The sequence below is a fragment of the Allobosea psychrotolerans genome, from assembly GCF_002917105.1.
Lineage (GTDB): Bacteria > Pseudomonadota > Alphaproteobacteria > Rhizobiales > Beijerinckiaceae > Allobosea > Allobosea psychrotolerans.
In genome coordinates this window covers 1-26,952 of sequence record NZ_PQFZ01000034.1, presented here as the reverse complement: position 1 = coordinate 26,952, position 26,952 = coordinate 1, and the positions used below count along the sequence as shown (strand labels likewise).

At 66.5% G+C, this 26,952-nt stretch carries 21 protein-coding genes and 1 pseudogene; 3 read left to right on the top strand and 19 right to left on the bottom strand.

Annotated features, from left to right (window positions below):
• From CYD53_RS28915 to CYD53_RS28870, 10 genes and pseudogenes are all read right to left on the bottom strand, one after another.
• Positions 1-257: pseudogene (locus CYD53_RS28915) on the bottom strand (hypothetical protein); the annotation flags it as partial.
• Positions 254-1,015, bottom strand: a complete 762-nt coding sequence (locus CYD53_RS28910; protein ID WP_103721534.1) for a carbonic anhydrase — start codon at positions 1,013-1,015, stop codon at positions 254-256. The pseudogene CYD53_RS28915 and the gene CYD53_RS28910, both read right to left, overlap by 4 nt.
• Positions 1,015-1,566: a hemerythrin domain-containing protein gene (locus CYD53_RS28905; protein ID WP_103721533.1), complete on the bottom strand. Its 552-nt coding sequence runs from the start codon at positions 1,564-1,566 to the stop codon at positions 1,015-1,017. The genes CYD53_RS28910 and CYD53_RS28905 overlap by 1 nt, the downstream gene beginning before the upstream one ends.
• Positions 1,553-1,894, bottom strand: a complete 342-nt coding sequence (locus tag CYD53_RS28900) for a hypothetical protein (protein ID WP_103721532.1) — start codon at positions 1,892-1,894, stop codon at positions 1,553-1,555. Before CYD53_RS28900 ends, CYD53_RS28905 begins: the two co-directional genes overlap by 14 nt.
• A 9-nt stretch (positions 1,895-1,903) precedes the next feature.
• Complete coding sequence (locus CYD53_RS28895; RefSeq protein ID WP_103721531.1) at positions 1,904-2,752, bottom strand: peptidylprolyl isomerase; 849 nt, start codon at positions 2,750-2,752, stop codon at positions 1,904-1,906.
• A 6-nt stretch (positions 2,753-2,758) separates the two neighbouring features.
• On the bottom strand, positions 2,759-3,490 hold the full coding sequence (narI, locus tag CYD53_RS28890; RefSeq protein ID WP_103721530.1) for a respiratory nitrate reductase subunit gamma: 732 nt from the start codon (positions 3,488-3,490) through the stop codon (positions 2,759-2,761).
• A 3-nt stretch (positions 3,491-3,493) separates the two neighbouring features.
• Entirely contained in the window at positions 3,494-4,255 is a 762-nt protein-coding gene (gene narJ / locus CYD53_RS28885; protein WP_103721529.1) for a nitrate reductase molybdenum cofactor assembly chaperone, read from the bottom strand.
• Position 4,256: 1 nt separating this feature from the next.
• A complete protein-coding gene (gene narH / locus CYD53_RS28880) occupies positions 4,257-5,783 on the bottom strand; it encodes a nitrate reductase subunit beta (protein ID WP_103721528.1) in 1,527 nt (508 codons plus the stop codon).
• A 14-nt stretch (positions 5,784-5,797) separates the two neighbouring features.
• Positions 5,798-9,550 carry a nitrate reductase subunit alpha gene (locus tag CYD53_RS28875; RefSeq protein WP_103721527.1) on the bottom strand — a complete coding sequence of 1,251 codons (3,753 nt, stop codon included), beginning with the start codon at positions 9,548-9,550 and terminating at the stop codon, positions 5,798-5,800.
• Positions 9,551-9,591: 41 nt separating this feature from the next.
• The gene (locus CYD53_RS28870; RefSeq protein ID WP_103721526.1) at positions 9,592-12,354 is read right to left on the bottom strand and encodes a nitrate/nitrite transporter; all 2,763 of its coding nucleotides are present in this window, start codon (positions 12,352-12,354) and stop codon (positions 9,592-9,594) included.
• A gap of 235 nt (positions 12,355-12,589) precedes the next feature.
• On the opposite strand from CYD53_RS28870, the gene CYD53_RS28865 reads away from it, so the two are divergent.
• Positions 12,590-13,288, top strand: a complete 699-nt coding sequence (locus tag CYD53_RS28865) for a cyclic nucleotide-binding domain-containing protein (protein WP_181012074.1) — start codon at positions 12,590-12,592, stop codon at positions 13,286-13,288.
• 49 nt (positions 13,289-13,337) lie between these two features.
• On the opposite strand, the gene CYD53_RS28860 is transcribed toward CYD53_RS28865, so the two are convergent.
• The 6 genes from CYD53_RS28860 to CYD53_RS28835 form a co-directional block, all read right to left on the bottom strand.
• Complete coding sequence (locus CYD53_RS28860) at positions 13,338-14,300, bottom strand: M14 family metallopeptidase (protein ID WP_103721524.1); 963 nt, start codon at positions 14,298-14,300, stop codon at positions 13,338-13,340.
• Positions 14,301-14,482: 182 nt separating this feature from the next.
• Positions 14,483-15,688 carry an NAD(P)/FAD-dependent oxidoreductase gene (locus CYD53_RS28855; protein ID WP_181012073.1) on the bottom strand — a complete coding sequence of 402 codons (1,206 nt, stop codon included), beginning with the start codon at positions 15,686-15,688 and terminating at the stop codon, positions 14,483-14,485.
• A gap of 19 nt (positions 15,689-15,707) precedes the next feature.
• Positions 15,708-16,808, bottom strand: coding sequence for an ABC transporter ATP-binding protein (locus CYD53_RS28850; protein WP_181012072.1), 1,101 nt, complete (start codon positions 16,806-16,808; stop codon positions 15,708-15,710).
• Positions 16,805-18,781: a dipeptide/oligopeptide/nickel ABC transporter permease/ATP-binding protein gene (locus CYD53_RS28845; RefSeq protein WP_103721521.1), complete on the bottom strand. Its 1,977-nt coding sequence runs from the start codon at positions 18,779-18,781 to the stop codon at positions 16,805-16,807. The genes CYD53_RS28850 and CYD53_RS28845 overlap by 4 nt, the downstream gene beginning before the upstream one ends.
• Positions 18,778-19,704 (bottom strand): ABC transporter permease, encoded by a 927-nt coding sequence (locus tag CYD53_RS28840; RefSeq protein WP_103721520.1) that lies wholly within the window; start codon positions 19,702-19,704, stop codon positions 18,778-18,780. Before CYD53_RS28840 ends, CYD53_RS28845 begins: the two co-directional genes overlap by 4 nt.
• Positions 19,705-19,729: 25 nt before the next feature.
• Entirely contained in the window at positions 19,730-21,262 is a 1,533-nt protein-coding gene (locus CYD53_RS28835) for an ABC transporter substrate-binding protein (RefSeq protein ID WP_103721519.1), read from the bottom strand.
• A gap of 300 nt (positions 21,263-21,562) precedes the next feature.
• Here CYD53_RS28835 and CYD53_RS28830 point away from each other — a divergent pair, with 300 nt between their 5' ends.
• Positions 21,563-22,465, top strand: coding sequence for a LysR family transcriptional regulator (locus tag CYD53_RS28830; RefSeq protein ID WP_103721518.1), 903 nt, complete (start codon positions 21,563-21,565; stop codon positions 22,463-22,465).
• 1 nt (position 22,466) lies between these two features.
• Here the strand turns inward: CYD53_RS28830 and CYD53_RS30900 are convergent, their stop codons facing one another.
• The 3 genes from CYD53_RS30900 to CYD53_RS28820 all read right to left on the bottom strand — a co-directional run bounded on the left by CYD53_RS30900 (position 22,467) and on the right by CYD53_RS28820 (position 24,694).
• A complete protein-coding gene (locus CYD53_RS30900; protein ID WP_281261279.1) occupies positions 22,467-22,601 on the bottom strand; it encodes a hypothetical protein in 135 nt (44 codons plus the stop codon).
• A 291-nt stretch (positions 22,602-22,892) separates the two neighbouring features.
• A complete protein-coding gene (locus CYD53_RS28825) occupies positions 22,893-23,615 on the bottom strand; it encodes a L,D-transpeptidase (protein WP_103721517.1) in 723 nt (240 codons plus the stop codon).
• A gap of 314 nt (positions 23,616-23,929) precedes the next feature.
• Entirely contained in the window at positions 23,930-24,694 is a 765-nt protein-coding gene (locus CYD53_RS28820) for an SDR family NAD(P)-dependent oxidoreductase (RefSeq protein WP_103721516.1), read from the bottom strand.
• 1,105 nt (positions 24,695-25,799) lie between these two features.
• Here CYD53_RS28820 and CYD53_RS30465 point away from each other — a divergent pair.
• A partial coding sequence (locus CYD53_RS30465) for a DNA translocase FtsK (protein WP_281261278.1) occupies positions 25,800-26,952 on the top strand: 1,153 nt, incomplete at its 3' end.

Here is a 26,952-nt window from a genome sequence, read left to right as displayed (position 1 = left end):
ACGAAGGCGGTGGCGAGGCGGTCGATCTCCTCCAGCGTCAGCAGGTCGCGCTTGGGCAGGAAGGTCATGTCCTCGGACATGCAGTAGACGCAGCGCAGATCGCAGCGATCCGTCACCGAGATGCGCAGGTATGAGATGTCGCGGCCGAACGGATCGACCAGCGGAGCGCGCGCGAGCGGCGCAATGCCGGCGAGGCCGAGCTCGCCGCCCGCGCCGGCTGCGGAGGGGCGATCGTGAGGGAAGCTCGACGGGGTCACGCGCGTTCCTCCGCGGCTACGGGGCAGGAGCAGCCCGTCGCGGCCTCGCGCCGCGCCCGGTTCGCGCGGACGGCATGGGCCTTGCGCCGGGCCGGCGCGGCACCTCCGAGCGAGGCGAGGACGCGTTGGTCGATCGAGGGCAGGGCGTCGCGCTCGCAAATCGATGACAGATGCGGGCCGAGCTCGCGCAGCAGGCCGTCCTGGATGCAATAGATCCAGCCATGCAGGTTGAGCTCCTGGCCGCGCGCCCAGGCGTTCTCGACGATCGGCGTCTGCGCCACCCGGCGAACCTGCATCTCGACATTGATCTCGCACATCCGGTCGAGGCGGGCGGTCGCGTCCCGGATCGCGTCGAAGGTCGCAAGATGCTTGCGGTGAAGCATCGAGATCGGCTGCAGCCAATGGTCCAGAATGGCGCCGCGTTCGGCCATCAGCGCGCGCTCGACACCGCCGCAGCCGTAATGGCCGCAGACGATGATGTGTTCGACCTTCAGCTGCTCGACGGCATATTCGATCACCGACAGGATGTTCATGTCGCTGGTGTGGACGATATTGGCGATGTTGCGGTGGACGAAGACCTCGCCGGGGTCGAGGCCGAGCACGTCATTGGCGGTGACGCGGCTGTCCGAACAGCCGATCCAGAGATAGCGCGGCGTCTGCTGCTCGGCCATGCGCTGGAAGAAGCGCGGGTCGTCGCGCGTCTTGGACCGGGCCCAGGCGACGTTGCGGTCGAAGAGATGGTCGAGCGTGCGCGACATCAGGCCGGCACTCCGCGCCGTTGCTTCATGTTCCGGCTCATCGCCTTCAGGTCTTCGCGCCGCAGCCGGATGCGGGCGATGGCCAGGACGATGCCGTTCTCCGCGGCCATGTGAAGTTGCTCGCTCGCCGCATAGGCCAGCATCAGCTTGCGCATCCCGCGCGCCAGCTTCACCGGGTCATCCGCCGGCCGCCCGGCCAGGGCGCCGATGATGGCCTCGAGCGATTGCCGGGCCTGGCGGTGGTCTTCGGCAAGGCGGCCGAGCGCCGCGGCGAGATCGTCCTCGGGCAGGGCGCGGCGCAGCAGCAGCGGAAACAGGTCCTCGTCCTCGTCGCGGTAATGCAGGACAAGGTCGCGACGCAGATAGCCCACGATCATCTCGGCCTCCGCGCGATCGACATGGCCCGTCTCGGCATGGTGGCGCAGCGCGGCGCAGAGACGGCGCTGGCGGAAATGATCGGCGAAAAGATACGCAAGCGGATCGTCGAGGAGCGCCGGGGCAATGGCTTCGATGCTGAGCTGGTCGCGGCTTGCGGGCTCATGAGTGGCCATCGCAGCCTCCGGAGCCGCATGAGCAGCCGCCCGCTACCGGAGCTGGGGCGGTGTCGCGCGCGATCGCCCAGCGCAGCATCTTGCCGATCACGGCCCGGCCCGGATCCTCGGCGCGCTCGATCGCCGTCATCAGCGCCAGCCAGTCCTCGTCGCTCGCCAATGCGGCGTAGCGGCGCGAGGCATTGGCGACATATTCGCCGGGCGTTTCGTCATGCTCGTCGCCCAGCGCCTGGATCTGCGCGAGCAGGACGACGTCGCCGAGCGCATCGAGTGCGGTCGCCGCGTCGGTCTCGTCCGACAACCGGGTCAGAAGTGCTCCAAGCTGCATGGCGGCCTCCTACTGGACGAGCGGTGACGGGCTGGACGCGATCTCCACCCCGGTGATCTCGGCGCGGCCTGCGAGAATCGTGATGTATTGCTGGATCGCCAGACGGCGGACCTTCTCGCCGAGCCAGGCGCCGATCCGCTGGCGCACGACCTCGAAAGGCAGCTGCTGCCCCGGGATTCGGCGCTCGACCCACACGACATGCAGGCCATAGCGGGTCTCGACCGCAGCCTCGCCGACCGTTCCCACCGGCAGATGGCCGAGCGCCGTCTCGAATTCGGGCACGGTCTGGCCCGGGCCGATCTGCCCGAGATGGCCGCCGGTCTTGCCCGATGGGCAGGCCGAGACAGCCGCCGCGAGATCCGCGAAGCAGGTGGGCTCCTGCTGGATCTGCAGGATCAGCAGCGCGGCATGCCGGCGGGCTTCCGCGCGGGCGACCTCATCCTTCGGCCCGGCCGGCAGCAGGATATGCCTGGCCTCGATGATAGCCGGCGACTGGAAGCGCTGGCGGTTGGCGTCGAAATAGCGCCGGCAGGCGGCCTCGTCGGCCTCGGGCGTGACGATTTCCTGGGCGACGAGCTGGCGGATCAGCGCCTCCTCGTCGGTCTCGCGCCGGCCCTCTTCATCCTCAGCCGGATCGGGCTGGAGCGCCAGGCGCCTGGCCTCCTGCAGCAGGAGCTCGCGCACGGCCAGCGCCCGGGCCGCCGCCTGCCAGGCCTCGATCGGCTTGGCGGCGGGGTGGTTTTGCGTCTCGCGCCCGATCGCGGCACGCGAGATCGCGATGCCGTTGACGCTGACGGTCCTGGGCTTGGCCGTGATGGCGGGCTTGACCGCGCAAGGGGAGGCAAGGGGTGTGGTCATGACGTCTTACTCCGCCGGCTGCGTGGAGGATCGGCCGGCGGTCCGCGGCGCGAGCGCGCGGCGGGTCCGGACAAGCTGGAAGCCCCTGCGGCCGAGATACCAGACCGGTGCGGACCAGACATGGACGAGGCGCGAGAACGGGAAGATCAGGAAAATCGTCATGCCCAGCACGAGATGGAGCAGATAGGGCCAGGCCAGCCCCTGCAGCGTGGCGCCGTCGACGGGCTGGAGCGTGACGATGCCCTGGGCCCAATGGGCGAGAATGAGCATCACCGAGCCGTCGGCATGCGACAGCGAGAAGGGCAGGGTCAGGAGGCCGAGGCAGAGCTGCACCCACAGGATGGCGAGGACAGCGATGTCCATTGTGGTCGAGGTCTGGCGGATGCGCGGATCGAACAGCCGGCGATGCAGCAGCAGGGACAGGCCGACGAAGCAGAGGCTGCCGGCGATGCCGCCGGCGACGATCGCGATCAGCTGCTTCTGCTCGACGGTGAGGAACAGGGTGTAGATGAATTTCGGCGTCAGCAGCCCGGCGGCGTGGCCGAAGAACAGGAACAGGATGCCGACATGGAAGAGGTTCGAGCCCCAGCGCATCTGGCGCTTGCGCAGAAACTGGCTGGAGCTCGCCTTCCAGCTGTACTGCTCCCGGTCGAACCGGATCAGGCTGCCGAACAGAAAGGCGGTGAGACAGAAATACGGATACCAGACGAAGAGAACTTGAAAGATCATGTCGCGCATGGCTCAGGCTCCCGTGCGGGGCGAAATGCCGGAATGGGTGATCTGGGTGCGGGGGCCGGCTCCCGGGACCGGCTCCAGCCCGGGGGCGGGACGGCGCGCCTGGCGCAGCTTCGCCGACAGCGTGTCCTTGCCGCAGTCCTCGGCGGCGGCGCCTGGACCAAACAGCACCTCCTCTTCCGCCCAGGCGGCGTCCAGCGCCTCGAGATCATCGGGCTCGGGATCAGGCTCGGCCAGGAGCCGCGCGATCATGGCGGCGTCGGGCTTGACCTTGCTGAGCTTGCCCAGCGCGGCGAAGACGGCCTCGTAAGGCGAGCTGCGCTTGCGCAGCCGTTCGCGCAGCGCCGCAAAGACATGCGCGGGCTGGCCGATGAGCTCGACGGCCTCCGCCGGTGAGCGCGTCGCGGCGTATTCGAGGAAGAGCGGCAGGAAGTCCGGCAGCTCGGTCACGGTCGGCGTGTAGCCGCCATCCTCATAGACCTTGATCAGGTCGACCATCGCCTGGCCACGGTCGCGGCTTTCGCCGTGCACATGCTCGAAGAGATGCAGCGAGAGCGCGCGCGTCCGGTCGAACAGCAGGATGTAGCGCTCCTGCAGATCCATCAGATCGCCATCCGCCAGGCCGTCGATCAGCCGCTTCACCGCGGCGCGCTCGGTCCCCGGCAGGACGCCCTCGCGCTCGATCACCTCGATGAGCTCGCCGCGCGCCGCGAGCAATTCCTCGGTCGGATAGGACAGGAGCGCGGAGAGAACCTTCAGCGTTTTCATCTCACAGCGCTCCCAGCTTCGGTTTGTCGTTCTTGGCCTTGACGCCGCCGAACAGGTTGACGCTCGTATCGGAGGGCAGGCAGCCGTCGCCGAAGCTGAAGCCGCAGCTGCCGCGAAGCTCATAGGCGTCTTCGCTGACCTCGCGATGCGTGGTGGGGATGACGAAGCGGTCCTCGTAATTGGCGATCGCCATGACGTGGTACATCGCCTCGATCTGCGCGGCGGTGAGCCCGACGCGCCTGGCGATGGCCTCGTCGATCACGCCGTCCACGGTCTTGGCGCGCATATAGGCGCGCATCGCCAGCATGCGTTCGAGCCCCCTGGCGATGGGCGCCTCGTCACCTGCGGTGAGCAGGTTGGCGAGGTATTTCAGCGGGATGCGCAGCGACTTCACATCCGGCATGCCGCCATCGATGCCCATCTTGCCGGCCTCCGCCGCGGCGGTGATCGGCGAGAGCGGCGGCACGTACCAGACCATGGGCAGCGTGCGGTATTCCGGGTGCAGCGGAAAGGCGACCTTCCACTCCATCGCCATCTTCCAGATCGGCGACTGGCGCGCCGCCTCGAGCCAGTTTTCCGAGATGCCGTCGGCGCGCGCCTGGGCGATGACCGCCGGATCGTTGGGATCCAGGAAGATGTCCATCTGGGCTTCGTAGAGATTCTGCTCGGACGGCGTCGATGCCGCCTCCTGGATGCGGTCGGCGTCGAAGAGCATCACGCCGAGATAGCGGATGCGGCCGACGCAGGTTTCCGAACACACCGTCGGCTGGCCGGCCTCGATGCGCGGATAGCAGAAGATGCATTTCTCGGATTTGCCCGAGGACCAGTTGAAGTAGATCTTCTTATAGGGACAGGCCGAGACGCACATGCGCCAGCCGCGGCACTTGTCCTGGTCGATCAGGACGATGCCGTCCTCCTCGCGCTTGTAGATCGCGCCCGAGGGGCAGGCGGCGGCGCAGGTCGGATTGAGGCAGTGCTCGCACAGCCTCGGCAGATACATCATGAAGGTGTTTTCGAACTGGCCGTACATCTCCTTCTGGATGCCTTCGAAATTGGCGTCCTTGGAGCGTTTGGCGAATTCGCCGCCGAGGATTTCCTCCCAGTTCGGCCCCCATTCGATCTTCTCCATGCGCTCGCCGGTGATCAGCGAACGCGGCCGGGCGGTCGGGAAGGCCTCCAGCTCCGGGGCCTTCTGCAGGTGCTCGTAGTCGAAGGTGAAGGGCTCGTAGTAGTCGTCGATCTCCGGCATGTCGGGATTGGCGAAGATGTTCGCCAGGATCCGCCACTTGCCGCCGATCCGCGGCTCGATCTTGCCGTTCGACTTGCGGCGCCAGCCGCCCTTCCACTTGTCCTGGTTCTCCCAATCCTTGGGGTAACCGATGCCGGGCTTGGTCTCGACGTTGTTGAACCAGGCGTATTCCATGCCCTCGCGGTTCGTCCAGACGTTCTTGCAGGTGACCGAGCAGGTATGGCAGCCGATGCATTTGTCGAGATTCAGCACCATGCCGATCTGAGCGCGGATTTTCATCGTCGTCGTCCTTTTCACTCGGCGGCTTGGGCGAGGGGGGAGGTGTTCGCAGCGTCTTTGTGCGGGCGCTCCAGCCAGTCGACGGTCTTGACCTTGCGAATGACCACGAACTCGTCGCGGTTGGTTCCGATCGTGCCGTAATAGTTGAAGTCGTAGGACAGCTGCGCGTAGCCGCCGATCATGTGCGTCGGGTTGATGACGATGCGCGTGACCGAGTTGTGGATGCCGCCGCGATTGCCGGTCATCTCCGAGCCCGGCATGTTCACGATCTTTTCCTGGGCGTGGTACATGAAGAGCGTGCCGTCCTTCATGCGCTGCGAGACGACGGCGCGGGCGACCAGGGCGCCGTTGCTGTTGAAGGCCTCGACCCAGTCATTGTCGACGATGCCGGCGCGCTTGGCGTCGGTCTCGCTCAGCCAGACGATCGGACCGCCGCGCGAGAGCGTCAGCATCATCAGATTGTCGGTATAGGTGGAGTGGATGCCCCATTTCTGGTGCGGCGTGATGAAGTTGAGGACGATCTGCTTCTCGCCATTGGGCTTCAGGTCGATCACCGGCGCGACCGAGCGCAAGTCGAGCGGCGGGCGGTAGACGCACAAGCCCGCACCGAAGGCGCGCATCCAGAGATGATCCTGGTAGAGCTGCTGGCGGCCGGTCAGCGTGCGCCACGGGATCAGCTCGTGGACGTTGGTGTATCCGGCATTGTAGCAGACCTTCTCGCTTTCCAGCCCCGACCAGGTCGGCGCGGAAATGATCTTGCGCGGCTGCGCGACGACATCGCGGAAGCGGATCTTCTCGTCTTCCTTCGGCAGCGCCAGATGGGTGTGCTCGCGCCCCGTCGCCTTGCCGAGCGCGGCCCAGGCCTTGACCGCGACCTCGCCATTGGTCTCCGGCGCCAGCATCAGGATCATCTCGGCGGCGTCGACGTCGCTGACGATCCGGGCGAGCCCCTTATTGGCGCCCTCGAGATGCACGCCGTTCAGCGCCTTCAGATGCTCCACCTCATGGCCGGTCTTCCAGGCCATGCCCTTGATGCCGTTGCCGACCGTGTCCATCAGCGGGCCGAGCGCGGTGAAGCGGGCATAGAGGTTGGGATAGTCGCGCTCGACCACGCTCACCACGGGCATCGTCTTGCCGGGGATCGGCTCGCACTCGCCTGTCTTCCAGTCCTTCGGCTCGAAGGGCTGCGCGATCTCGTTGGCGCTGTCGTGCTTGATGGGGGTGAGGACGACGTCCTGCTCGACGCCGAGCACCTCGGGGGCGACCTGCGAAAAGGCCTTCGCCAGCCCCTTGTAGATCTCCCAGTCCGAGCGCGCCTCCCATGCCGGATCGACCGCGCTGGTCAGCGGGTGGATGAAGGGGTGCATGTCGGAGGTGTTGAGGTCGTTCTTCTCGTACCAGGTCGCCGTCGGCAGGACGATGTCGGAATAGACGCAGGTCGTCGACATCCGGAAGTCGAGCGTGACCAGGAGGTCGAGCTTTCCCTCCGGCGCCTTCTCATGCCAGACCGCCTCGGTCGAACGCGCCTTGCCCTCCTGGCCCAGATCCTTGCCGAGCACGCCATGGGTCGTGCCCAAGAGGTGCTTCAGGAAATACTCATGGCCCTTGCCCGAGGAGCCGAGCAGGTTGGAGCGCCAGACGAACAGGTTGCGCGGCCAGTTGACCGGATTGTCGGGGTCCTCGCAGGAGAGCTTCAGCGAGCCGTCCTTCAGCGATTTCGCGACATAGTCCTTGGCCTCCATGCCGGCGGCGGCTGCATCCCTGGCGACCTGGAGCGGGTTGGTTTCCAGTTGCGGCGCCGAGGGCAGCCAGCCCATCCGCTCGGCGCGGATGTTGTAGTCGATCAGCGCGCCGTCCCAGGGGCCATCGGGCGCGGTCGGCGAGACGAGATCGCCGACGCGCACCGTCTCATAGCGCCACTGGTCGGTATGGGCGTAGAAGGCCGAGGTCGAGTTCTGCTGCCGTGGCGGGCGGCCCCAGTCCAGTCCGAAAGCGAGCGGCGCCCAGCCGGCTTGCGGGCGCAGCTTCTCCTGGCCGACATAATGCGCCCAGCCGCCGCCTGACTGGCCGACGCAGCCGCACATCACGAGCATGTTGATCACGCCGCGATAGTTCATGTCGGCGTGGTACCAGTGGTTCATCGCCGCCCCGATGATGATCATCGAGCGGCCCTTGGTCTTCTCGGCATTCGTCGCGAATTCCCGGGCGACCTGGATGATCTTGTCGCGCGAGACGCCGGTGATCTTCTCCGCCCAGGCCGGGGTGTAGGGCGTGTCGTCGTCCAGCGAGGCGGCGACGTTGTCGCCGCCATAGCCGCAATCGACGCCGTAATTGGCGAGGAAGAGGTCGTGCACCGAGGCCACGAGCGTTTCGCCCTCGCTCAGCGCCAGGCGCTTCACCGGCAGGCGGCGCTTCAGGATGCTGCCGTGATCGGTCGAGGCGAAATGCTCGTGCTCGATATTGCCGAAATAGGGGAAGGCGACCTCGGCCAGATCGTCCCTGATCTCGGCCAGCGAGAGCCGCAGCCGCGTCTCGACGCCGCTTGCGTCCTTCTCCTCGAGATTCCACTTGCCGCTTTCGCCCCAGCGGAAGCCGATCGTGCCTGCGGGGACGACGATCCTGCCGGAGGTCTCGTCATAGGCGACGGTCTTCCATTCCGGGTTGTTGGCCTCGCCGAGGCCGGCGTCGAAATCGGACGCCCGCAGGAAGCGGTCGGGCACCAGGTTGTCGCCCTGCTTCACCAGCTTCACCAGCATCGGCATGTCGCTGTACTGGCGCACATAGTCGCGGAAATACGCCGCCTGCCGGTCGACATGGTATTCCTTGAGGATGACGTGGCCCATCGCCATCGCCAGCGCCGAATCCGTGCCCTGCTTCACGCTGAGCCAGATATCGCCGAACTTGGAGGCCTCGGAGTAGTCGGGGCAGATCACCGCGCTCTTCATGCCGCGATAGCGCGCCTCGGTGTAGAAATGCGCGTCGGGCGTGCGGGTCTGGGGCACGTTCGAGCCCCACAGGATGATGAAGCCGGCATTGTACCAGTCGGCCGATTCCGGGACGTCCGTCTGCTCGCCCCAGGTCTGGGGGGAGGCGGGCGGCAGGTCGCAATACCAGTCGTAGAAGGACATGCAGACGCCGCCCATCAGCGACAGGTAGCGTGAGCCCGCGGCGTAGGAGACCATCGACATCGCCGGGATCGGCGAGAAGCCGAAAACGCGATCGGGGCCATAGGTCTTGGCGGTATAGGCGTTGGCGCAGGCGATGATCTCGGTCACCTCGTCCCAGCTGGCCCGGACGAAGCCGCCATGGCCGCGCTTGGCGGTATAGGCCGCGCGCTTGTCGGGGTTCTCGACGATGCTTTTCCACGCCGCGACCGGCGTCAGGGTGGCGCGCGCCTCGCGCCACAGCTTCAGCAGCCGGGCGCGGATCAACGGGTATTTCACCCGATTCCCGGAGTAGAGATACCAGCTATAGGAGGCGCCGCGCGAGCAGCCGCGCGGCTCGTGGTTGGGCAGGTCCGGCCGGGTGCGCGGATAGTCGGTCTGCTGCGTCTCCCAGGTGACGATGCCGCCCTTGACGTAGATCTTCCAGGAGCAGGAGCCGGTGCAGTTGGCGCCGTGGGTGGAGCGCACGATCTTGTCGTGCTGCCAGCGCTTCCTGTAGCCGTCCTCCCAGCGCCGGTCTTCGCTGGTCATGATGCCGTGACCGTTCGAGAAGGGCTCGGAGACCTTGTTGAAGAAAGTCAGGCGATCGAGAAAGTGACTCATGTCGGATCCCTCTCAGGGAAGTCAGGGGCGCAAAGCGGGGGTCATTCGGCCGCGGTCAGGGCCGGCGTCGCGGGCGCTGCCTTGCGGCCATGCTCGGTCTCGAAGAGCAGGCCGCCGCGCCTCGTGTAGAACCGCCAGGTGATCACGATGCAGCTCAGATAGAAGCCGAGGAAGCCGTAGAGCGCCGCCTCCGCCCCGCCCGTCATCGCAATCGAGGTGCCGAAGCTCTTCGGGATGAAGAAGGCGCCATAGGCGGCCACCGCCGAGGTGAAGCCGATGATGGCGGCGGCCTCCTTGTCGGATTGCTTGACCCGTTCCGCCGGATTCAGGCCGGGCTCGAGGCGTGCCACCTCGAGGCGCATGATCGCGGGGATCATCTGGAAGGTGGAGGCGTTGCCGATGCCGGTCGCGGCGAAGAGGAAGAGGAAGCTCGCGAAGAAGACCGGGAAGGCGCTCGGGTCGCCCTTCATGCCGATGGCGTAGAGCACGCCGGTCACGCCGAGGCTCATCGCGATGAACACCCAGAAGGTGATCCGCGCGCCGCCGATCCTGTCGCAGGCCTTGCCGGAGACGGCGCGCGAGACCGCGCCGACCAACGGCCCCAGGAAGGCGTATTGCAGGACGTTCACCTCCGGGAAGAGGATCTTCGAGAGCAGTGGGAACGCCGCGGAGAAGCCGATGAAGGAGCCGAAGGTGCCGGTATAGAGCCAGCACATGATCCAGTTATGGGTGCGCCGGAAGATCACCGCCTGGTCGGCGAAGGAGGCCTTCATCGTCGCGATGTCGTTCATCCCGAACCAGGCCGCGAAGGCCGATGCGACGATGAAGGGCACGAAGACGAAGCCGGCATTCTGCAGCCAGAGCGTCGAGGTGACGCCCGCCACGGTCGCCGTCTGGGGCAGGCCGCCCAGGCTGCCGAAGACGCCGGCGGTGATGGCGAGCGGGACCACGAACTGGACCACGCTGACGCCGAGATTGCCGAGCCCGGCATTGATGGCGAGCGCGTTGCCCTTCTCCGCCTTGGGGAAGAAGAAGGAGATATTGGCCATGGAGGAGGCGAAGTTGCCGCCGCCGAAGCCGCATAGCAGCGCCAGGCCGAGGAAGATCCAGTAGGGCGTCTGCGGGTCCTGCACCGCAAAGCCCATGCCGAGCGCCGGGATCAGCAGCGACCAGGTGGCCAGCGTCGTCCAGAGCCGGCCGCCGAAGATCGCGGGCATGAAGCTGTAGAAGATGCGCAGCGTCGCGCCCGACAGGCCCGGCAGCGCGGCGAGCCAGAACAGCTGCTCATTGGTGAAGGCGAAGCCGACGCTGGGCAGCTTGGCGACGACGACCGACCAGACCATCCAGACCGCGAAGGACAGCAGCAGGCAGGGAACGGAGATCCACAGGTTGCGCCGCGCGATGGCCTTGCCCTTGGCCTCCCAGAAGTCCTTGTCCTCGGGGCGCCAGTCGGCGATGGCGCCGCTGGCCGCGAGCGCACCCGTCTGGGCTTCGCCATGGACGGGTTGCATTTCGGGAAGCTCGGGCAGGTTGCGCGCCGGCACGCCGGCTTCGGCTGCGGCCTTCTCCATCTGCCGGATGGCGACATGCATCCAGATCAGCGAGACGGACGCGACCAGGAAGAGCAGCCAGAAGCAGCTCTGCCAGACGCCGGTGAGATCGTTGAGCGCGCCGAAGGCGATCGGCATGAGGAAGCCGCCGAGGCCGCCGACAAGGCCGACCACGCCGCCGACCGCACCGACGCGATCGGGATAATAGACCGGGATGTGCTTGTAGACCGCCGCCTTGCCCAGGCTCATGAAGAAGCCGAGCACGAAGGCCACCACCATGAAGCCGCCCAGGCTCATCCGCGTCGAGAACGCGACGGGACCACGAATACCCTCGATCACATACTGGGTCGGCGGATAGGCGAGAATGAAGGTGCAGACGACCGCGACCAGGAAGGTCCAGTACATGATCCGGCGTGCGCCGTATTTGTCGGAGAGATGCCCGCCATAGGCCCGGAACACCGAGGCCGGGATCGAATATGCGGCGCCGACCATGCCTGCCGTGGCGATGTCGAGGCCGTAGACGCCGATCAGGTAGCGCGGCAGCCAGAGCGCCAGCGCGACGAAGCCGCCGAAGACGAAGAAGTAGTACAGCGAGAAGCGCCAGACCTGAATGTTCTTCAGCGGCTCCATCATTGCCGAGAGCGGCTCGGGCTTCTCGCCGGAGGCGCGGCGACGGGCCAGGTCGGGATCGTCCTTGGTGAAGAGGAAGAACACCACCGCCGTGAGCGCGAGCACGATCGCCCACACCAGCGCGACCGTCTTCCAGCCATAGGCGACCATGATGACGGGCGCCGCGAATTTGGTGACGGCCGCGCCGACATTGCCCGCTCCGAAAATACCGAGCGCCGTGCCCTGCTTCTCCCGAGGAAACCACTTGGCGACATAGGCGACGCCGACCGAGAAGGAGCCGCCGGCGATGCCGACGCCGAGCGCCGCGATCAGGAAGGTGGTGTAGTCATAGGCGAAGACCAGCAGCGCGGTCATCACCGCCGCCGAGAGCATGGTGATGGTGTAGACCACCCGTCCGCCGTACTGGTCGGCCCAGATGCCCAGCAGCAGGCGGATCAGCGAGCCCGTCAGGATCGGCGTGCCGACCAGGAGGCCGAACTGCGTATCCGAGAGTCCGAGGTCCTTCTTGATCTGGATTCCGATGATCGCGAAGATCGTCCAGACGGCGAAGCAGACTGTGAAGGCGACCGTGGAGAGCCACAGGGCCCTGCCTTGTTCAGCCGATGAGATTGGGGCGCCCGCCATGTGTCGTGTCCTTCGCCAAGCTAGCGATACTTGCTGGCGACAGGATTTTCAGGGCGGCTATTGTTTAGCGTTGATCCAAATCAACTTCGAATAAGCGTAGAAATCTTTCAAGTGCGCGCCAGGGATCGATCAATGACCGGTGCTTTGTTTCGCAATTCATTTGCCTTGATCAATGGCTTGTATTCTTGATAATAATCAAGTTATGGCTTGTATCGCGGCGCGACGGGGACTGGACATGCGCAACGACGAAATCGAGGAGATGCGCGCGATTCGGTTGTTTGACGGCGTGAGCCCGGCAAATGCCGAGATGATGCTGCGGGCTTCGTTCCTGCAGCGCTTTCCCGCGCATGTCGAATTGGCGCGGGAAGGAGATCCCGCCGATTTCCTGCATGTCGTCATCGACGGCCAGATCGAGATGTACTGCCCCTATCGCGACCGGGAGACGACGATTTCGATCGTCGGGCCCGGGCACGGCTTCATCGTCGCGGCGGTGATCAGCGACCGCGTCTATCTGAAGTCCGCCCGGACGCTGGTTCCCTCGCGTGTCCTGTTGATTCCGGCGGAGATGGTGCGCCGGGTCTTCGCCGAGGATGCAGCCTTCGCGCGAACCCTGGCGCTGGACCTGGCGCTGGCCTACCGCAGCGTCGTGCGCGAACTGAAGAACCAGAAGCTCCGCTCCAGCCTGGAGCGGCTCGCGAACTGGCTGCTGAGCCACGATCTCGAAACCGGCCAGAGCGGCCGCTTCACCTTGCCTTTCGACAAGAAGGTGCTGGCCGCGCGCCTGGGCATGGCCCCGGAGGTTCTGTCGCGCTCGATCTCGGCCCTGATCCCCTACGGGGTCGCCGTTTCCGGCCCGGTCGTCGAAATCCGGGACCGCGAAGCCTTGCTGGGCCTGGCGCAGCCCTCGAAGACGATCGACGGCCCGCTGGCCTGAGTTTGCAGCACTGCGCGATGCCATAGCGCCGCCCGGCGTTTTGTCATCATCAGAGCGGCGTCCCGATATTGCCGATCAACTGACCCTTGGCGACGAAGGCGTGCTCGGTTTGGCGGAGCACATAACCTGGCATCGGGGCAAGGATGTCTTCTGCGGATGCCGTGCCTGCGACTGCTGGATGAAGCCGTGCGACGATCTGGCCTTTGGCAACTTCGTCTCCGAGGGCGACGCGGTGCTCGACGAGGGCGGGGTATGGCGCCAGATACTGTCCCTCGGGACCGGCACTGAAATGCACGCCGGAAAAGGGCAGGGGCGCGAGTTGCGGCTTGATCGCACCGAACGCCGCGAGCGCGCGCAAAATCCCGGCCTCCATGATCTCGAGTTCGGCGGTTTTCATCCGTCCGCCGCCGCCTTCCACCTCGATCGAGGCGAGATCGGCCAGTTTCGCAGCGCCGCAGGCGGTCTCGTCGATACCGTCGACATGCTGCACGAAGCGATAGCCCCAGGCCTCCATCAACAGCCTCAGGCGCGCGTCATCGACCTTGCTCTTGCCCGTGGCGAAACCGAAGACCATCGGAACGACCAAGACGTCGCTGCCGCCGGCATGCACGTCGATCAGCAGGTCGACGGCCGGGAACAGATGCTGCGTCACGAACGCGCAAAGACGCTCCGTCGGCGTGCCGTCGATCTTGCCCGGGAAGCAGCGGTTCATGTTCTGGCCGTCGAAGGGCGACAGGCGCTTGCCCTTCTCGGAAGCCGGGAAGTTGATCGAAGGCACAATCAGGACGCGCCCGGTCACATCGGCGGCCGTGAGGCGCTCCGCCAGGCGGCGCAGCACGATCTGCGCCTCGTACTCGTCGCCATGGATGCCGCCGAGCAGCAGGACCGACGGGCCCTCGCCGTTATTGATGCAGCAGAGGCTGTCGCCCTTGACGCCGTCGAGCGCGCCGGCGATCGGGCCGAGATCGTGAATGGTCTTGCCGGGAGCGGCGAGGTCGAGTTCAGGCAGCATGGCAGTGGTGAATCCTAGAGCGTTTTCAAGCGAAGCGGATACCGGTTCGCGTGAAGAAAGCGCGTTAAAACAAGGTCCTAGAGCAATTGAACGATCCAACCGGATCGGAAACTGCTCTGATGGGTTCCGGAGGCGGGCCGGGCCCGCCTCCGCTAAGGGACTTGATTCAGAGGGATGCGCCCTCAGGCTGCGGCGCGGCCGAGCGTGGCGTCGGCCAGGAATCGTGCCGGCGCATGGAAACGCGACGGAGAGAACGGCTCCAGCGCCTCGGGCTTGACGCCGGAGATGACCCAGTCGGTCAGGAGCTTGGTGAAGCCGAGCGAGATCGCAAAGCCATGGCCCGACCAGCCATAGCCAAAGATGACATTGGGCAGCGCCTCGACCTGATCGATGAGCGGGATCAGGTCGGCCGTGACGGTTTCGACCCGCGAGGCATCGGCTTTGAGGAAGCTGGAACTGTCGATGAAGGGCATGGTCTGGATCGCGTCGGTGACGTTCTGCGTCATGGCGCTGAGCGAGCCCTTCCACAGCCCTTCCTGCGTATAGGCGACATGGGCGCCGCCCGAGAGCATCAGCACACTGTCGGGCAACTGCTTGATCGCGAGACGACGATGGGCATGCGAGAGCAGGTGGTTGACCGTCTTGTTCAGCGGGTTCGTGACGTAGAGCATCTGCGGCATCAGGTTCCAGACCGGGCCGAACTCGTAGGGCTTAAGCACCGGCTTCAACAATGCCTCGGCGCCGGCATTGGCGACGACGATCAGCTTTTCGCCGACGGGGATCGTCTCGCCGTCGGCGAGCGTCACCGCGGTCGCGACGCCCCGCGACTGCACGATGCCGGTCACGCGGGCGCCGGTGCGGATGACGACGCCCGCCTTGGCAGCCTCCTTCGCGAATTGTCGCGTCGCGAAGCCATGGTCGCCTACGCCATCATTGGGACAGTAGATCGCGCCAATGGTGCCGGCGGCGAGCTCGGGCTCGCGTGCCAGGGTTTCCTCGCGCGTCAGCACCTGCGAGGGCGTGCCGAGGCTGGCCTGTGTGGCAGCCGTCGTCGCCATACGGCCGCGAACCTCATGCTCGCGATGGCCGTAGGGAATGTCGAAGACCTTGAGGCCGCCGACCCGCCGGAAGCCGACGCCGCCCTCGATCGATTGCTGATACTCGCCCCAGAGACGCTGCGAGACGGCGCAGATCGGCAATTCGCGCAGATCGCGGCCATTGGCGCGCACGCCACGTTCGCCCGGCCCGCCCGAGGCGCCATCTGCGATCTCGCCCGCTTCGAGCAGGGTGACCGTCTTGCCTGTGCCGGCGAGCTGGTAGGCCAGGCTCGTGCCGTAGATGCCGCCGCCGACAATCACGATTTCGGAGGCGTTGCTGTGATCGGACATCGATCGATCCTTCGTCGTTTCAGGAGCTTTGATCAGGGAGGCTTTGATCCGCGAAATGGCACTTCGCTGTGCTGCGGCCTCCCGGCGCAGGATGGGGAAGGGGAGCAGCCTCGACGCATAGGCGCGCCAGCCGGCCATCGGCGGTGTCGACGGCTTCGACGCCTGCAGCAGCGAGGGCCCGCGCGCGAGGACAGCGCGTGTGGAAGCTGCAGCCTGAGGGAATGGCGAGCGGGCTCGGGATCGAGCCTTCCAGCACCGTCGCCGGGCGATCGCGGTCCAGCGGCGAGACCTGGGCCGCGATCGCCATCAGGCTTTGGGTGTAGGGGTGGCGCGGCGCTCCGCAGACGTCGCCGACATCGCCTTGCTCGACGAAGCGGCCGAGATACATCACGCCCACCGCGTCGGCCATATGCGCGACCAGCGCCAGATCGTGGGTGATGACGATATAGGTCAAGGCGAGCCTGGCCTGCAGATCGGCCAGCAGATTGATGATCTGCGCCTGAACCGAGACGTCGAGCGCACTCACTGGCTCGTCCAGCACCAGGATCTCAGGTTCGCAGACGATCGCGCGCGCGATGGCGACGCGCTGGCGCTGGCCGCCGGAGAGCTCGTGGGGATAGCGCGTCAGATGGGCCTGGCTCAGCCCGACCATGCCGATCACGGCGTCGATCCGTTCGCGCCGCGCCTGCCGGTCGCGATGCAGGCTGTGAACTGTCAATGCCTCGGCCAGGGTGTCGAGCACCGTCATGCGCGGATCGAGCGAGGCGCGCGGATCCTGCAGCACGAGCTGGACCTTGCGTCGCATCCCGCGCAGCCCGGCGTCGTCGAGCGAAGACAGGGCGACGCTGCCGATCGTGACCTCGCCGCTGGTCGGCCTCAGCAGGCCGACGACGAGGCGCGCGAGAGAGCTCTTGCCCGAGCCCGATTCTCCGACGATGGCGAAGCAGGATCCACGCGGGACGCGAAAGGAGACGTCCTCGACGGCGCGAACGACCGGAGCGGCGCGGCGGCCGAACAGGCCAGTCCTGCTGCTGCCGAAATGGCGGCTGACATTCTGGACGATCACGACGTCGTCGCTGGCGGCATCGGGTGTCAGGGGCAGCCGGAACGGCGCGTTCATGACAGCGCCTCCTCGGCGAAGACGCAGGCCACCTGCCGGCTGGCGACCATTCGCTCCGGCGGCTCCTGCGCCGCGCATTCCGCGCGGTTCGCGCTACGCGGGCAGCGCGGGCGGAAGGCGCAGCCCGAGGGCAATTGGCCGACCAGCGGAGGCTCGCCCGGAATGCTGCGCAAGGGCTGGCCTCGCCCCTCGCCGGCGCCGGGAGCCGAGGCGCGCAGCGCCTGGGTATAGGGGTGCAGCGGCTGTTCCAGGACCGTCGCGATGGCGCCGCTCTCGACCAGGCGCCCGGCATACATCACCGCGACGTCGTCGGCGAAGCGGGCCACAAGATTGAGGTCGTGGGTGACGAGCAGGATGGCCATGCCGCGCTTGCGCTGGATCTCGCGCAGCAGCACCAGGATCTGCTGCTGGATCGTGACGTCGAGCGCGCTGGTCGGCTCGTCGGCGAGCAGCAGCTCGGGATTCTGGGCGAGCGCGATGGCGATGACGATGCGCTGCTTCATGCCGCCGGAGAACTGGTGCGGATACATTTCGAGCCGGCGCTCGGGGTCGGCGATGTTCACGTCGCGCAGCAGCGCGATGCAGCGCTGCCTGACCGCCTGCGGACCGAGCCGGGAGCCGGCGCGGACCGCCTCGGCGAGCTGGGCGCCAACCGTCAGGACCGGGTTCAGCGCGCTCGCCGCGTCCTGGAAGACGATGCCGATCTTGCGCCGCCGGAGGTCGCGGACCGCCGCGGCCGGCAATCCCAGCGCCGGCTCGCCGCCGATCGCCACGGTGCCGGCTGTGATCGCGACCTCCTGCGGGTTGGCGAGCGTACCGATGGCGCGCAGCAGGGTCGATTTGCCGGAGCCGGATTCACCGACGATGGCGAGCGTGCGGCCGGCGCAGATCGTCAGGTCGACGCCGCGAACCACCTCGAGCAGGCCCTCTCCGGTCCGGAAAGCGAGGTGCAGGCCCTCCACCGCGACGACGGGCGCATCCGGGCCGGCAGGAGCTGCGGCAAGACCTGCGGCAGGCGGCGCGGACGCGGCCGTGCGGCGCCGCAGAAAGTTCAGCATGGGCAGCCGGCGAGCGGCGCGGCGGCTGGTCGGGTCGTAGATCGTGCGCAGCGCGTCGCCGAGCAGGTTGAAGGCGAGCGCCGAGACCGCGAGGAACAGGCCCGGGAACGTCGCGAGATAGGGATGGCTGCGGATATAGGAGCGGCTGTCGCCGAGCATCGTGCCCCATTCCGGGAAAGGCGGCTGCGTGCCCAGGCCGAGGAAGCCGAGGCCCGAGGCCGAGAGCAGCGTCGAGGCGAAGAGCAGGGTCGAGAGCGTCAGCAGCGTGCCGGAGATGTTGGGCAGGACATGGCGCATGATGACGCGGGCGGGGCTGGCGCCGAGCGCGACCGAGCCTTCGATATAGGGCTCCGCGAGCACACTCAGCGTCACGGCGCGGGCCGTGCGGGCGAAGACCGGAATGGAGACGACGCCGACCGCGATGATGACGTTCTGGGTGTTCGCGCCGAGGATCGCCACGACGGCAAGCGCGAAGACGATGTCGGGAAAGCTCAGCATGACGTCGATGGCGCGCATCAGCACGGCCTCGATCCAGCCCCGGCGCCAGGCGGCGAGGATGCCGAGGGGCACGCCGATGAGGAAGGCGACGGTGACGCCGCCGACGCCGATCCCCAGGGTCGCGCGTGCCCCGATCAGGATGCGGCTGAAGACGTCGCGGCCGAGCTGGTCGGTGCCGAACCAATGCGCGGCGGAAGGTGGGCGCAGGGTCTGCGCGAAGTTCTGCCGGAAGGCATCCTGCGGCGCCAGCGCGGGGCCGATGACGGCGAGTACCAGGTAGAGCACGACCAGCGTCAGGCCGACGGCTCCCTTGGGCTGCACGAGGATGCGCCGCAGCAGCGTCCAGGCCGGGTTCGGCTTGGCGGTTGTGCTTTCGGCCCGCTCCGGGACGGCGGCCATGTCCTGGGCCAGGCTCACGCGAGCCTCTCCTGGTCGCGCGTGCGTGGATCCAGCCACTGCGTCAGCAGGTCGGTGACGAGGTTGATCGCCACGAAGAAGACCGCGAACATCAGGATCGCGTACTGGATCACCGGATAGTCGGCGCGCGAGACCGCATCGACCAGCAGGCGACCGACGCCGGGAATGCCGAAGACCGTCTCGGTGACGACCGATCCGCCCAGCATGCCGCCGAACTGGACGCCGGCGACGCTGACCGCGGCGATCAGCGAATTGCGCAGCGCGTGGAACAGCACGACGCGGGTCTCGCTCAGGCCCTTGGCGCGGGCGGTGTCGAGATAGTCCCGGCCCATGCTCTCGGTCAGGCTGGTCGCGACAAGACGGCTGAACATCGCCGCCGGCCGCGTCGCGATGACGAGGATCGGCAGGACGAAATGCATCGGCGTCGAAGCGCCGGCGGCCGGCAGCCAGCCGAGATTGACCGCGAAATACCAGATGCAGAGCAGGCCGAGCCAGTAGATCGGCATCGAGATGCCGGCCAGCGTCAAAACGGTGATCAAGGCATCGGCAATGCCGCCGGGACGCATCGCGCAGACGATGCCGGCCAGCGTGCCGAGGACCACTCCGATCGCCAGCCCGCCGATCGATACGATCAGCGTGTTGGGAAGCCGCTCCGCCAGCTCGACGACGACCGGCCGGTGGGTCCGGAACGAGGTTGCCACGGACGGGTCGAAGATGCCGCGAAGGAATTGCCCGTAGCGTGAAAGGAGCGGTTCGTTGAGGCCGAGGAACTTGCGGATGCTCTCGATCTCCTCATTCGAGGCGGTCGGCCCGGCGAGAATCTGCGCCGGGTCGCCTGGGATCAGATCGACAAAGAGGAAGACCAGCAGCGAGACTGCAAACAGCGTCGGCAAGGCGCTGGACAGGCGTCTGAGAACGAACATCGTCGCGGCTCCTGCGCTGGCGCTGTTACTTCAGGGTCACCTTGTCGAAAACCAGGGTCTCGTTGGGCTGCACGGCAAAGCCCTGCACGCGATTGGCGACGCCGATGGCCTGGGTCTGGTACCAGAGGAAGAGGAAGGGCTGGTCGTTCCAGACGATCTCCTGCACCTCGCCATAGATCTGCTTCTGCTTTGCCGGGTCGGTCGCGGCCCGGCCTTCCTTGAGCAAGGCATCGACCCGCGGATTGGCGTAGCCGGTGCGGTTGGCGCCGACGCCGGTGAAGAACAGCCGGTAGAGTGTGTAGTCCATGCCGGCGGTCGCGCGTCCGACCATGCCCATATTGTCGGTGCGGGCCGTCGGCTCCATGCCGATCACCTTGCTCCATGTGCCGCGGTCGACCACGAGCGGCGTCGCCTTGATGCCGATATTTTCGAAGGAACCGGCCAGCGCCTGGCAGACCTGGACGTCCTTGATGTAGCGGCCGGTCGGGCAGGTGAAGCTGAGCGAGAGCTGGCCGGGCTTGTAGCCGGCTTCCGCCAGCAGCTTCTTGGCGCCGTCCGGATCGAATGCAATCGGCGGGAAAGTCTTGCGCAATTCGTCCTGCGTGCCGGGGCCGACCATGCCGACGGAGGGCGTTCCGAGCCCGCCGAGGATGCCCTTGGCGATGCCGTCGCGATCGACCGCCATGTTGAGCGCTTTGCGCACCTTGGCGTCGGCAAGCGGCCCACGCAGCACCATCTCCATATTGATGGAGAACATGCTGGGCGGATTGACGACCTTGGCGTCCTTGAGCGCATTGATCGCCGCCATCGATTCCGGCGGCACGCGCTCGACGATGTCGGCGGCCCCCGTCTCGAGCAGCGCCATGCGCGAGCCGTCCTCGGGCACGACGATGAAATCGATGGATTTCAGCGTCGCGGGGTAATCGCCGGCATAGGTCGGGTTGGGCACGAGCTTGAAGCCTTCGCCGCCGACGTAGCGATCGACCTTATAGGGGCCGGAACCGACGGGCTTGCGACCGTACTCGGCTCCCATCTCCTTGACCGACTTGACGTTGACGATGCTCGCCGCTGTGCTGGCGAGCAGCATCAGGATATGCCCGTTGGGTTCGGAGAGATGGAATTCCACCGTATCCTCGCCGACGGCCTTGATCGTGCCGAGCGACGCATAAAGGCCCCGGTAGATCGAGCCGGTCTTCTCGTCGAGCATGCGGTTGAAGCTGGCCGCGACCGCTTCCGCATTCAGGGGATCGCCATTGCTGAACTTCTTGCCGGACTTGATCTTCACGGTGAAGATCTTGCCATCCGGCGAAAAGGAGGACTCCGAGGCCAGGCTCTTCTCGACGTTGTTCTGCGGGTCGAGCCGGAACAGGCCCTCCAGCACGGCCAGATCCACGGCGTTGCCCACAGGCAGGTCGTTGAAGGCAGGGTCGAAGGTCGCCGGGTCTGCTCCGACCGCGACCCGCAGAACCCCTGCCGGTTGCGCCTGGGCCTGCCCTGCGAGAGCGGAGAGCCCGACAAGCAAGGCAGCGTTACAACAGGTTTGGCGAAGATTGCGCATGTTCAGCTGTTCCCCAAGCTGGATCAGTTTCCGGTCTACTTGGATCGGAAACTGATCTGGCACTTTGTTTTAACGCGTTTTCTTCACGCGAACCGGTCGCCACTTCGCTCGAAAACGCTTTAGCAATTGATCGTTCCGCGGAGCGCGATCGCTCCATCGGCATCAGGAACCGCATTTTGCGTTCTTGGTCGCTCCGGGCACCGCTCAGACGGGGCACGAAAGGCTGCGACAGGGGCAAGGAAACCACACGCATTGATCCATCTCAAATTCATAAGTTTACGATCTATATGAATTCAGGTTATGGCTGGCGGCGTGAATTACCGTCAGGTCGAGACTTTCAAGGCGATCATGGACTCCGGCTCGATCACCGAGGCGGCCGGCATCCTGCGCATCTCGCAACCGGCCGTGAGCAAGGCCCTCAAGCTGCTGGAAGCGGAGCTGGGTTTGCGGCTCTTCTCGCGGACGACCAAGGGGATTGCTGCCACGGAGGAAGCCCGGCTGCTCTACACGGAGGTGGAGCGGACCTATTTCGGCATGCAGAATCTGGCGCGCTTTGCCGAAGGCCTGCGTGACCGCAAGCAGGGTCGCATCGTGGTCAGCACCATTCCCGCCTTGGGAATCGCCTGGCTGCCGGCGATGGTGGCGCGCTTCTCGGCGAAGCATCCCGACGTGACGATCTCGCTGCACTCCAGCAATTCGGCTGATGCAGCGCGGCTCGTCGGGACCGGCGAGATCGATCTGGGCGTGGCCCAATTGCGAAGCGAGGAGTACAATCTCTCCCGTCGCAAGCTCTTCGAGCTCGAAGGCGTCATCGCAATGCCAGCGGGGCATCGTCTGGCTGAGATGTCCGTGGTCCGGGCCGAAGACCTGGCCGATGAAACGATCGTGGCGCTGGGGCCTGAAGACGAGTTCAGGCGTCGATTGACGCAAGCGCTCGACGGGGCCGGTCTGCGATATCGCAGTGTAATCGACGCCAGCCTCGGGGTCACGGTCTGCGCGCTCGTGGCTGCCGGATGCGGCATCGGCATCGTCGACAGTGAGGCGGCACGCATCAACCGGGACGGCGGGCTGATTTTCCGTCGTTTCAGCCCGACCATTCGTGTGCCGATCTTCCTTTTCCGACAAAGAGGGCGGCCGAGCAGCAAGCTCATTGAGGCCTTCAGCGCGTTGTTGCAGCCGCCGCCACCCTTTGGCGGCGCTTAGCTCAGAAGCTGACCCTCAGCTGGGCGGTACCGCCGATGCGGCGTGTGTTTGCCGAGAGTTCGGAGACGAGGCGCATGCCGAGGCTGACGCTGAGGCTGAGCTTGATGTCGGCCCCCGCCGAGAGCAGGGCGCGCATTGCGGTCGGGCCTCGCCCCCGTGATGCTGAAGCTCGCGCCGGCAAGCCCCTTGATCGAGGCGGTGAGCTCCGCGTCGCGCTGGTAGTAGCGCGCCGAGGCGGCGCGGACGAAGCCGGTGACCGGGGTCGCGCCGAGCATCAGCGTGGCGTGAGCTCCTCGGAACCACGCGCCAACCCGGTCGTCATGCTCGCCCTTGTGGCGAGCATTCACGTCGTCAGCACGATCTTCGACCAGCGAAGACGTGGATGGTCGGGACAAGCCCGACCATGATGGGAGAGGCCGGCCGGACCTTACGCCGGCAGGACGACGACCTTCGTCTTCACCGGCGTGCGGTCATAGAGGTGAATCATGTCCTGGCTGAGCAGGCCGACGCAGCCGCTGGTGATGCCCGAGCCGATCGATTCCGGGTCGCTCGATGCATAGATCGTGTAGAGCGTGTAGACGCCGTTCTGGTAGAGATGCAGCGTGCGGGCGCCGAGCGGGTTGTCGAGGCCGCCGGGCATGCCGCGGGCGTATTTCGCGGCCTCGGGCTGGCGCTTGATCATCTCCTTGGGCGGGGTCCAGGTCGCCCATTCGGACTTGCGCCCGACATAGGCGTCACCGTTCCAGCGGAAGCCGTCGCGGCCGACATTGGCGCCGTAGCGGGTGGCCGCGCCGTCTTCCTCGATGCGATAGACATAGTAATTGCCGGGATCGACGATGATCGTGCCGGGCGCTTCCTTGGTCTCGTAGCGCACGGTGCGGCGGAAATATTTCGGATCGACCTTGCTGACATCGACCGCCGGAATCGGGAATTTCTCCTGCGGCACCGGCCCGTAGACCTTCTGCGCCTCGGCGAGGCTCATGCCGTCGGTCGTGGCGCAGCCGGCGAGCCCGAGCGCACCGAGGCTGGCGGCCGAGCCCGCCAGAAACGCGCGGCGGTGGAGAAGCCCCGCCTGAAGCCTGAGCCGAGCGCTCGCGTCCAGCCTGCCGGCATCCTCGCCGTTTGCGGCATTGCCACCGTTCATGATCATGATCTTGGTCGTCCCATATCCTGTTGCCCGACGACAGCATCATCGCGCATGGCCCGCTGAGCGTCTTGCCGCGCGGGGATTGTCTGGCCGGGCGGAGATTGCCGTCCCGGGGCGTGGCTGGCAAGCCCGGAGAAAACGCGGCATGGCGTCGCCGCAGCGGCGCCGGCCGGGAGCCATCACACCGCGTCATTCTTAGGTCTGCGCCTTAAGAATCTCGTAAACCAGCGCGCTCCGGTTTGCGAGAAGGTCGGCGCAGGCCCGACCATGACGCGCTTTGGAGCCCGGATCGCCGCGGCTTTTCATAGGGGCCGGGATCAGGGCCCGACGAGTTGCCCGCCATCGACCACGATGGTCTGGGCGGTGACCCAGCTGGCTCTCGCGGAAGCGAGGAAGAGCACGACCTCGGCGACCTCCTCGGGCTTGCCCATCCGGCCGAAAGGGATGTTGGCCAGGGTCGTCTGGTAGAGGTCCGGGTTTGAGGTCCTGCGGTCTTCCCAGGTGCCGCCCGGGAACTCGATCGAACCGGGCGCGACGCAGTTCACCCGGATGCCCTGCCGCGACAGCATCTTCGCCTGGCTCGCCGTGTAGTGCATCACGGCCGCCTTGACGGCGCCGTAGGGCGCCGAGCGCGACGAGGCCCGCAGGGCGGAGATCGACGAGATGTTCACGATCGACGAGCCCGGTTTCATATGGGGGATCGCCGCATGGCTGCCGCGCACGACTGCCATCATGTCGATAGTGAGCGAGGCCGCCCAGCCCGCCTCGTCATCGGAATGGCCGAAGCCCGAGGCGTTGTTGACGAGGACGTCGAGCCCGCCCAGCGCCTGCACCGCCTCGGGCAGATAGGCCGCGATCGCGTCCGCATCGGCGAGGTCGACGCTCGCCGCATGAGCGGTGACACCGAGCGCCTCGAGCTCTCGGCGCGTCGCCTCGAGCGGCCCCGCGCTGCGGGCGCAGATCGAAACCGATGCGCCTGATGCCGCGAAGCCAAGCGCGATGGAGCGCCCGATGCCACGGCTGCCGCCCATCACGATCACGCGCTTGCCCGTGAATTCCTTGCCGGTAAGTTCCTGGGCCATGCGGGCATTCCTTCCTGCGGTTCTATTGCATCATTGCGTGCCGGCACCCTTATAGCTGCGGTCAGGGGCCTGGCTTCAACCCCGGCAGCATGCAGTGCCGTCATGTGCAGGCCGTCGACCCGTGCAGCTCCCGACATTCGGCAAGGAGTCGGCCTGTGCCGCTGGCGTGCTCCGGCCCGGCCGGTCTCGCCGGCGCCAGTTCGGCGTCATAGCCAGCCGCGGCGCCGGATCTCAAAGTCCGTTTGAGAATTCCCCGAGCCCTTATTCTGAGGAGCTGCGACGCCTGAGCCTAACCAGGCAGCGCGCGGGGAACCCCTCTCCTGCATCGAAGTCGGGTATACCCGACTTCGACACTCCAAGTGCTGAACCCGGGTATACCCGGGTTCAGTGAGAGGGGCAGGGGTGAGGTGTAGGCCCCTGGACCAGTTGCGTAAAACCTCACAGCGGAGCGGCGGTGAGGTCACGGCCAAAACGTCAAACGGCCGACACCTCACCCTGCCCTCTCCTTACAGGAGAGGGTTCCCCGCGCTTGTTTGTGCTTCGCCCAGGATGACGGCGTGGGTCAAAGTCGGGACAGAATGCCACAACTCTTTGTTTCAACGCGTTTTCCTGACGCGAGACGGCCTCCGTCCCGCGCGAAAGCGCTCTCGGCAGGGGGAACATTTATCGCCTCTTAACCCTGCCCAACTAGGCCTGTGGGCGGTCAGTAAATCTCCAAAACCTGCGGTATCCGATGCCTGAATTCGACGTTGACAGCCTGCCGCAGGATGCCGTTTCCGGGCGATTTCCTGCGTCCCGCAGCGATCGGTCCCTCAGCCCTGAGGCGCGCGACAAGGGCGGGATCAAGACCGGGCTCAACACATTGCCGGCTGTTCCCGCACCCAGCCGGCTCAGGCGCGCAAACCCTGTCCTGAATGCGACGCCGGCGCAGGGGAGCCAAGCACAAGCGAGCCAAGCGCAGGGGAGCCAAGCGCAGGGGAGCCAACTGCAACGGGCCCAGGCGCGCGGAGCCTTTGCCGGCCCTCCGGCGATCACGGCCTATGGCGGCCCTGACAATCCCGCCGGGATGTCCAGAGCGGAGCCGAGCCAATCCAGGCGTAGCGAGGTGCGCTATTGGCGCACGCCGGACCGCCTGCTGAAGCAGCCGGCCGAGCCGGAGATGCTGCCCTCTGCGGTGCCGCAGGCCGATGACGCTTTCCATGATGGCGAGGCCGCAGCGGCTGCGGCCCCAGTGCCGGATGACGCAGCCCCGGCGGAGGATTGCACCCCCGCCGACGACAGCGCGGCCGCGACGCCCTTCGCCCTGATCTCGGACCACGCCTTCTGGGAGCTTTTGCCGGAAAGCCGTCCGCAGGACGTCGAAGCCGAGCGGCACGCCGATGAGGTCGAGCCTGCCGACACGACCGAGCCTGCCGTTGCAGGCATAGCGCCCTTCGGGCTCGCCGAGGCGGGCCCTGTCGCGCCTCGCAAGGGCATCGCTATTCCCGTAACCCTGCCGTCAGCCGATCCTACCGGGCGCTGGACGAGCGCGAGCCAGGCCTACACTGTCAGCCTCACCCTATCGCCGCGGTCATGGTCCGATGCCGATGAGGGCAGGGCTCCCGCGACCGCCGCTCCTGTCGCCTCGCTTGCCGCCCCGCTTGCCGTGGATGTCGCACCTATCCTCGACGCTTCACCTGCCACTGATGCCATCCCCGCGGCCGGCCGCGGGATCGTCGTCACGCGCAAGACGCGCGAAACCGGGGCGGAGCAGGCGGCCAGGCCGCCTCGCATCGAGCCTTCCAGCATCAAGCCCGCGCGCATCGAACCTTCGCGCGTTGAGGCAAGCCGCAGCGTTCCGACCCGCCTTGTCGCGCAGACGGTGTCGCAGCCGGTGCGGCCGGCCGCCTTCGAGCTGCCGCCGATCACGATTCTCGCCGAGCCGCCGCGGACATTCGAGGCCACCGTTCCCACCGAGATCCTGCAGCAGAATGCCGGCTTTCTCGAGGGCGTGCTCGAGGACTTCAACGTCCGTGGCGAAATCGTCCAGGCCTGCCCCGGCCCGGTGGTGACGCTCTACGAGCTTGAGCCTGCCCCGGGCACCAAGTCCTCGCGGGTGATTGCGCTGGCCGACGACATCGCCCGCTCGATGAGCGCGATCGCGGCCCGCGTCGCCGTGGTCCAGGGCAAGAACGCCATCGGCATCGAACTGCCCAATGCCAAGCGCGAGACCGTCTTCCTGCGCGAATTGCTGGCGAGCCAGGATTTCGAGAGCTCCA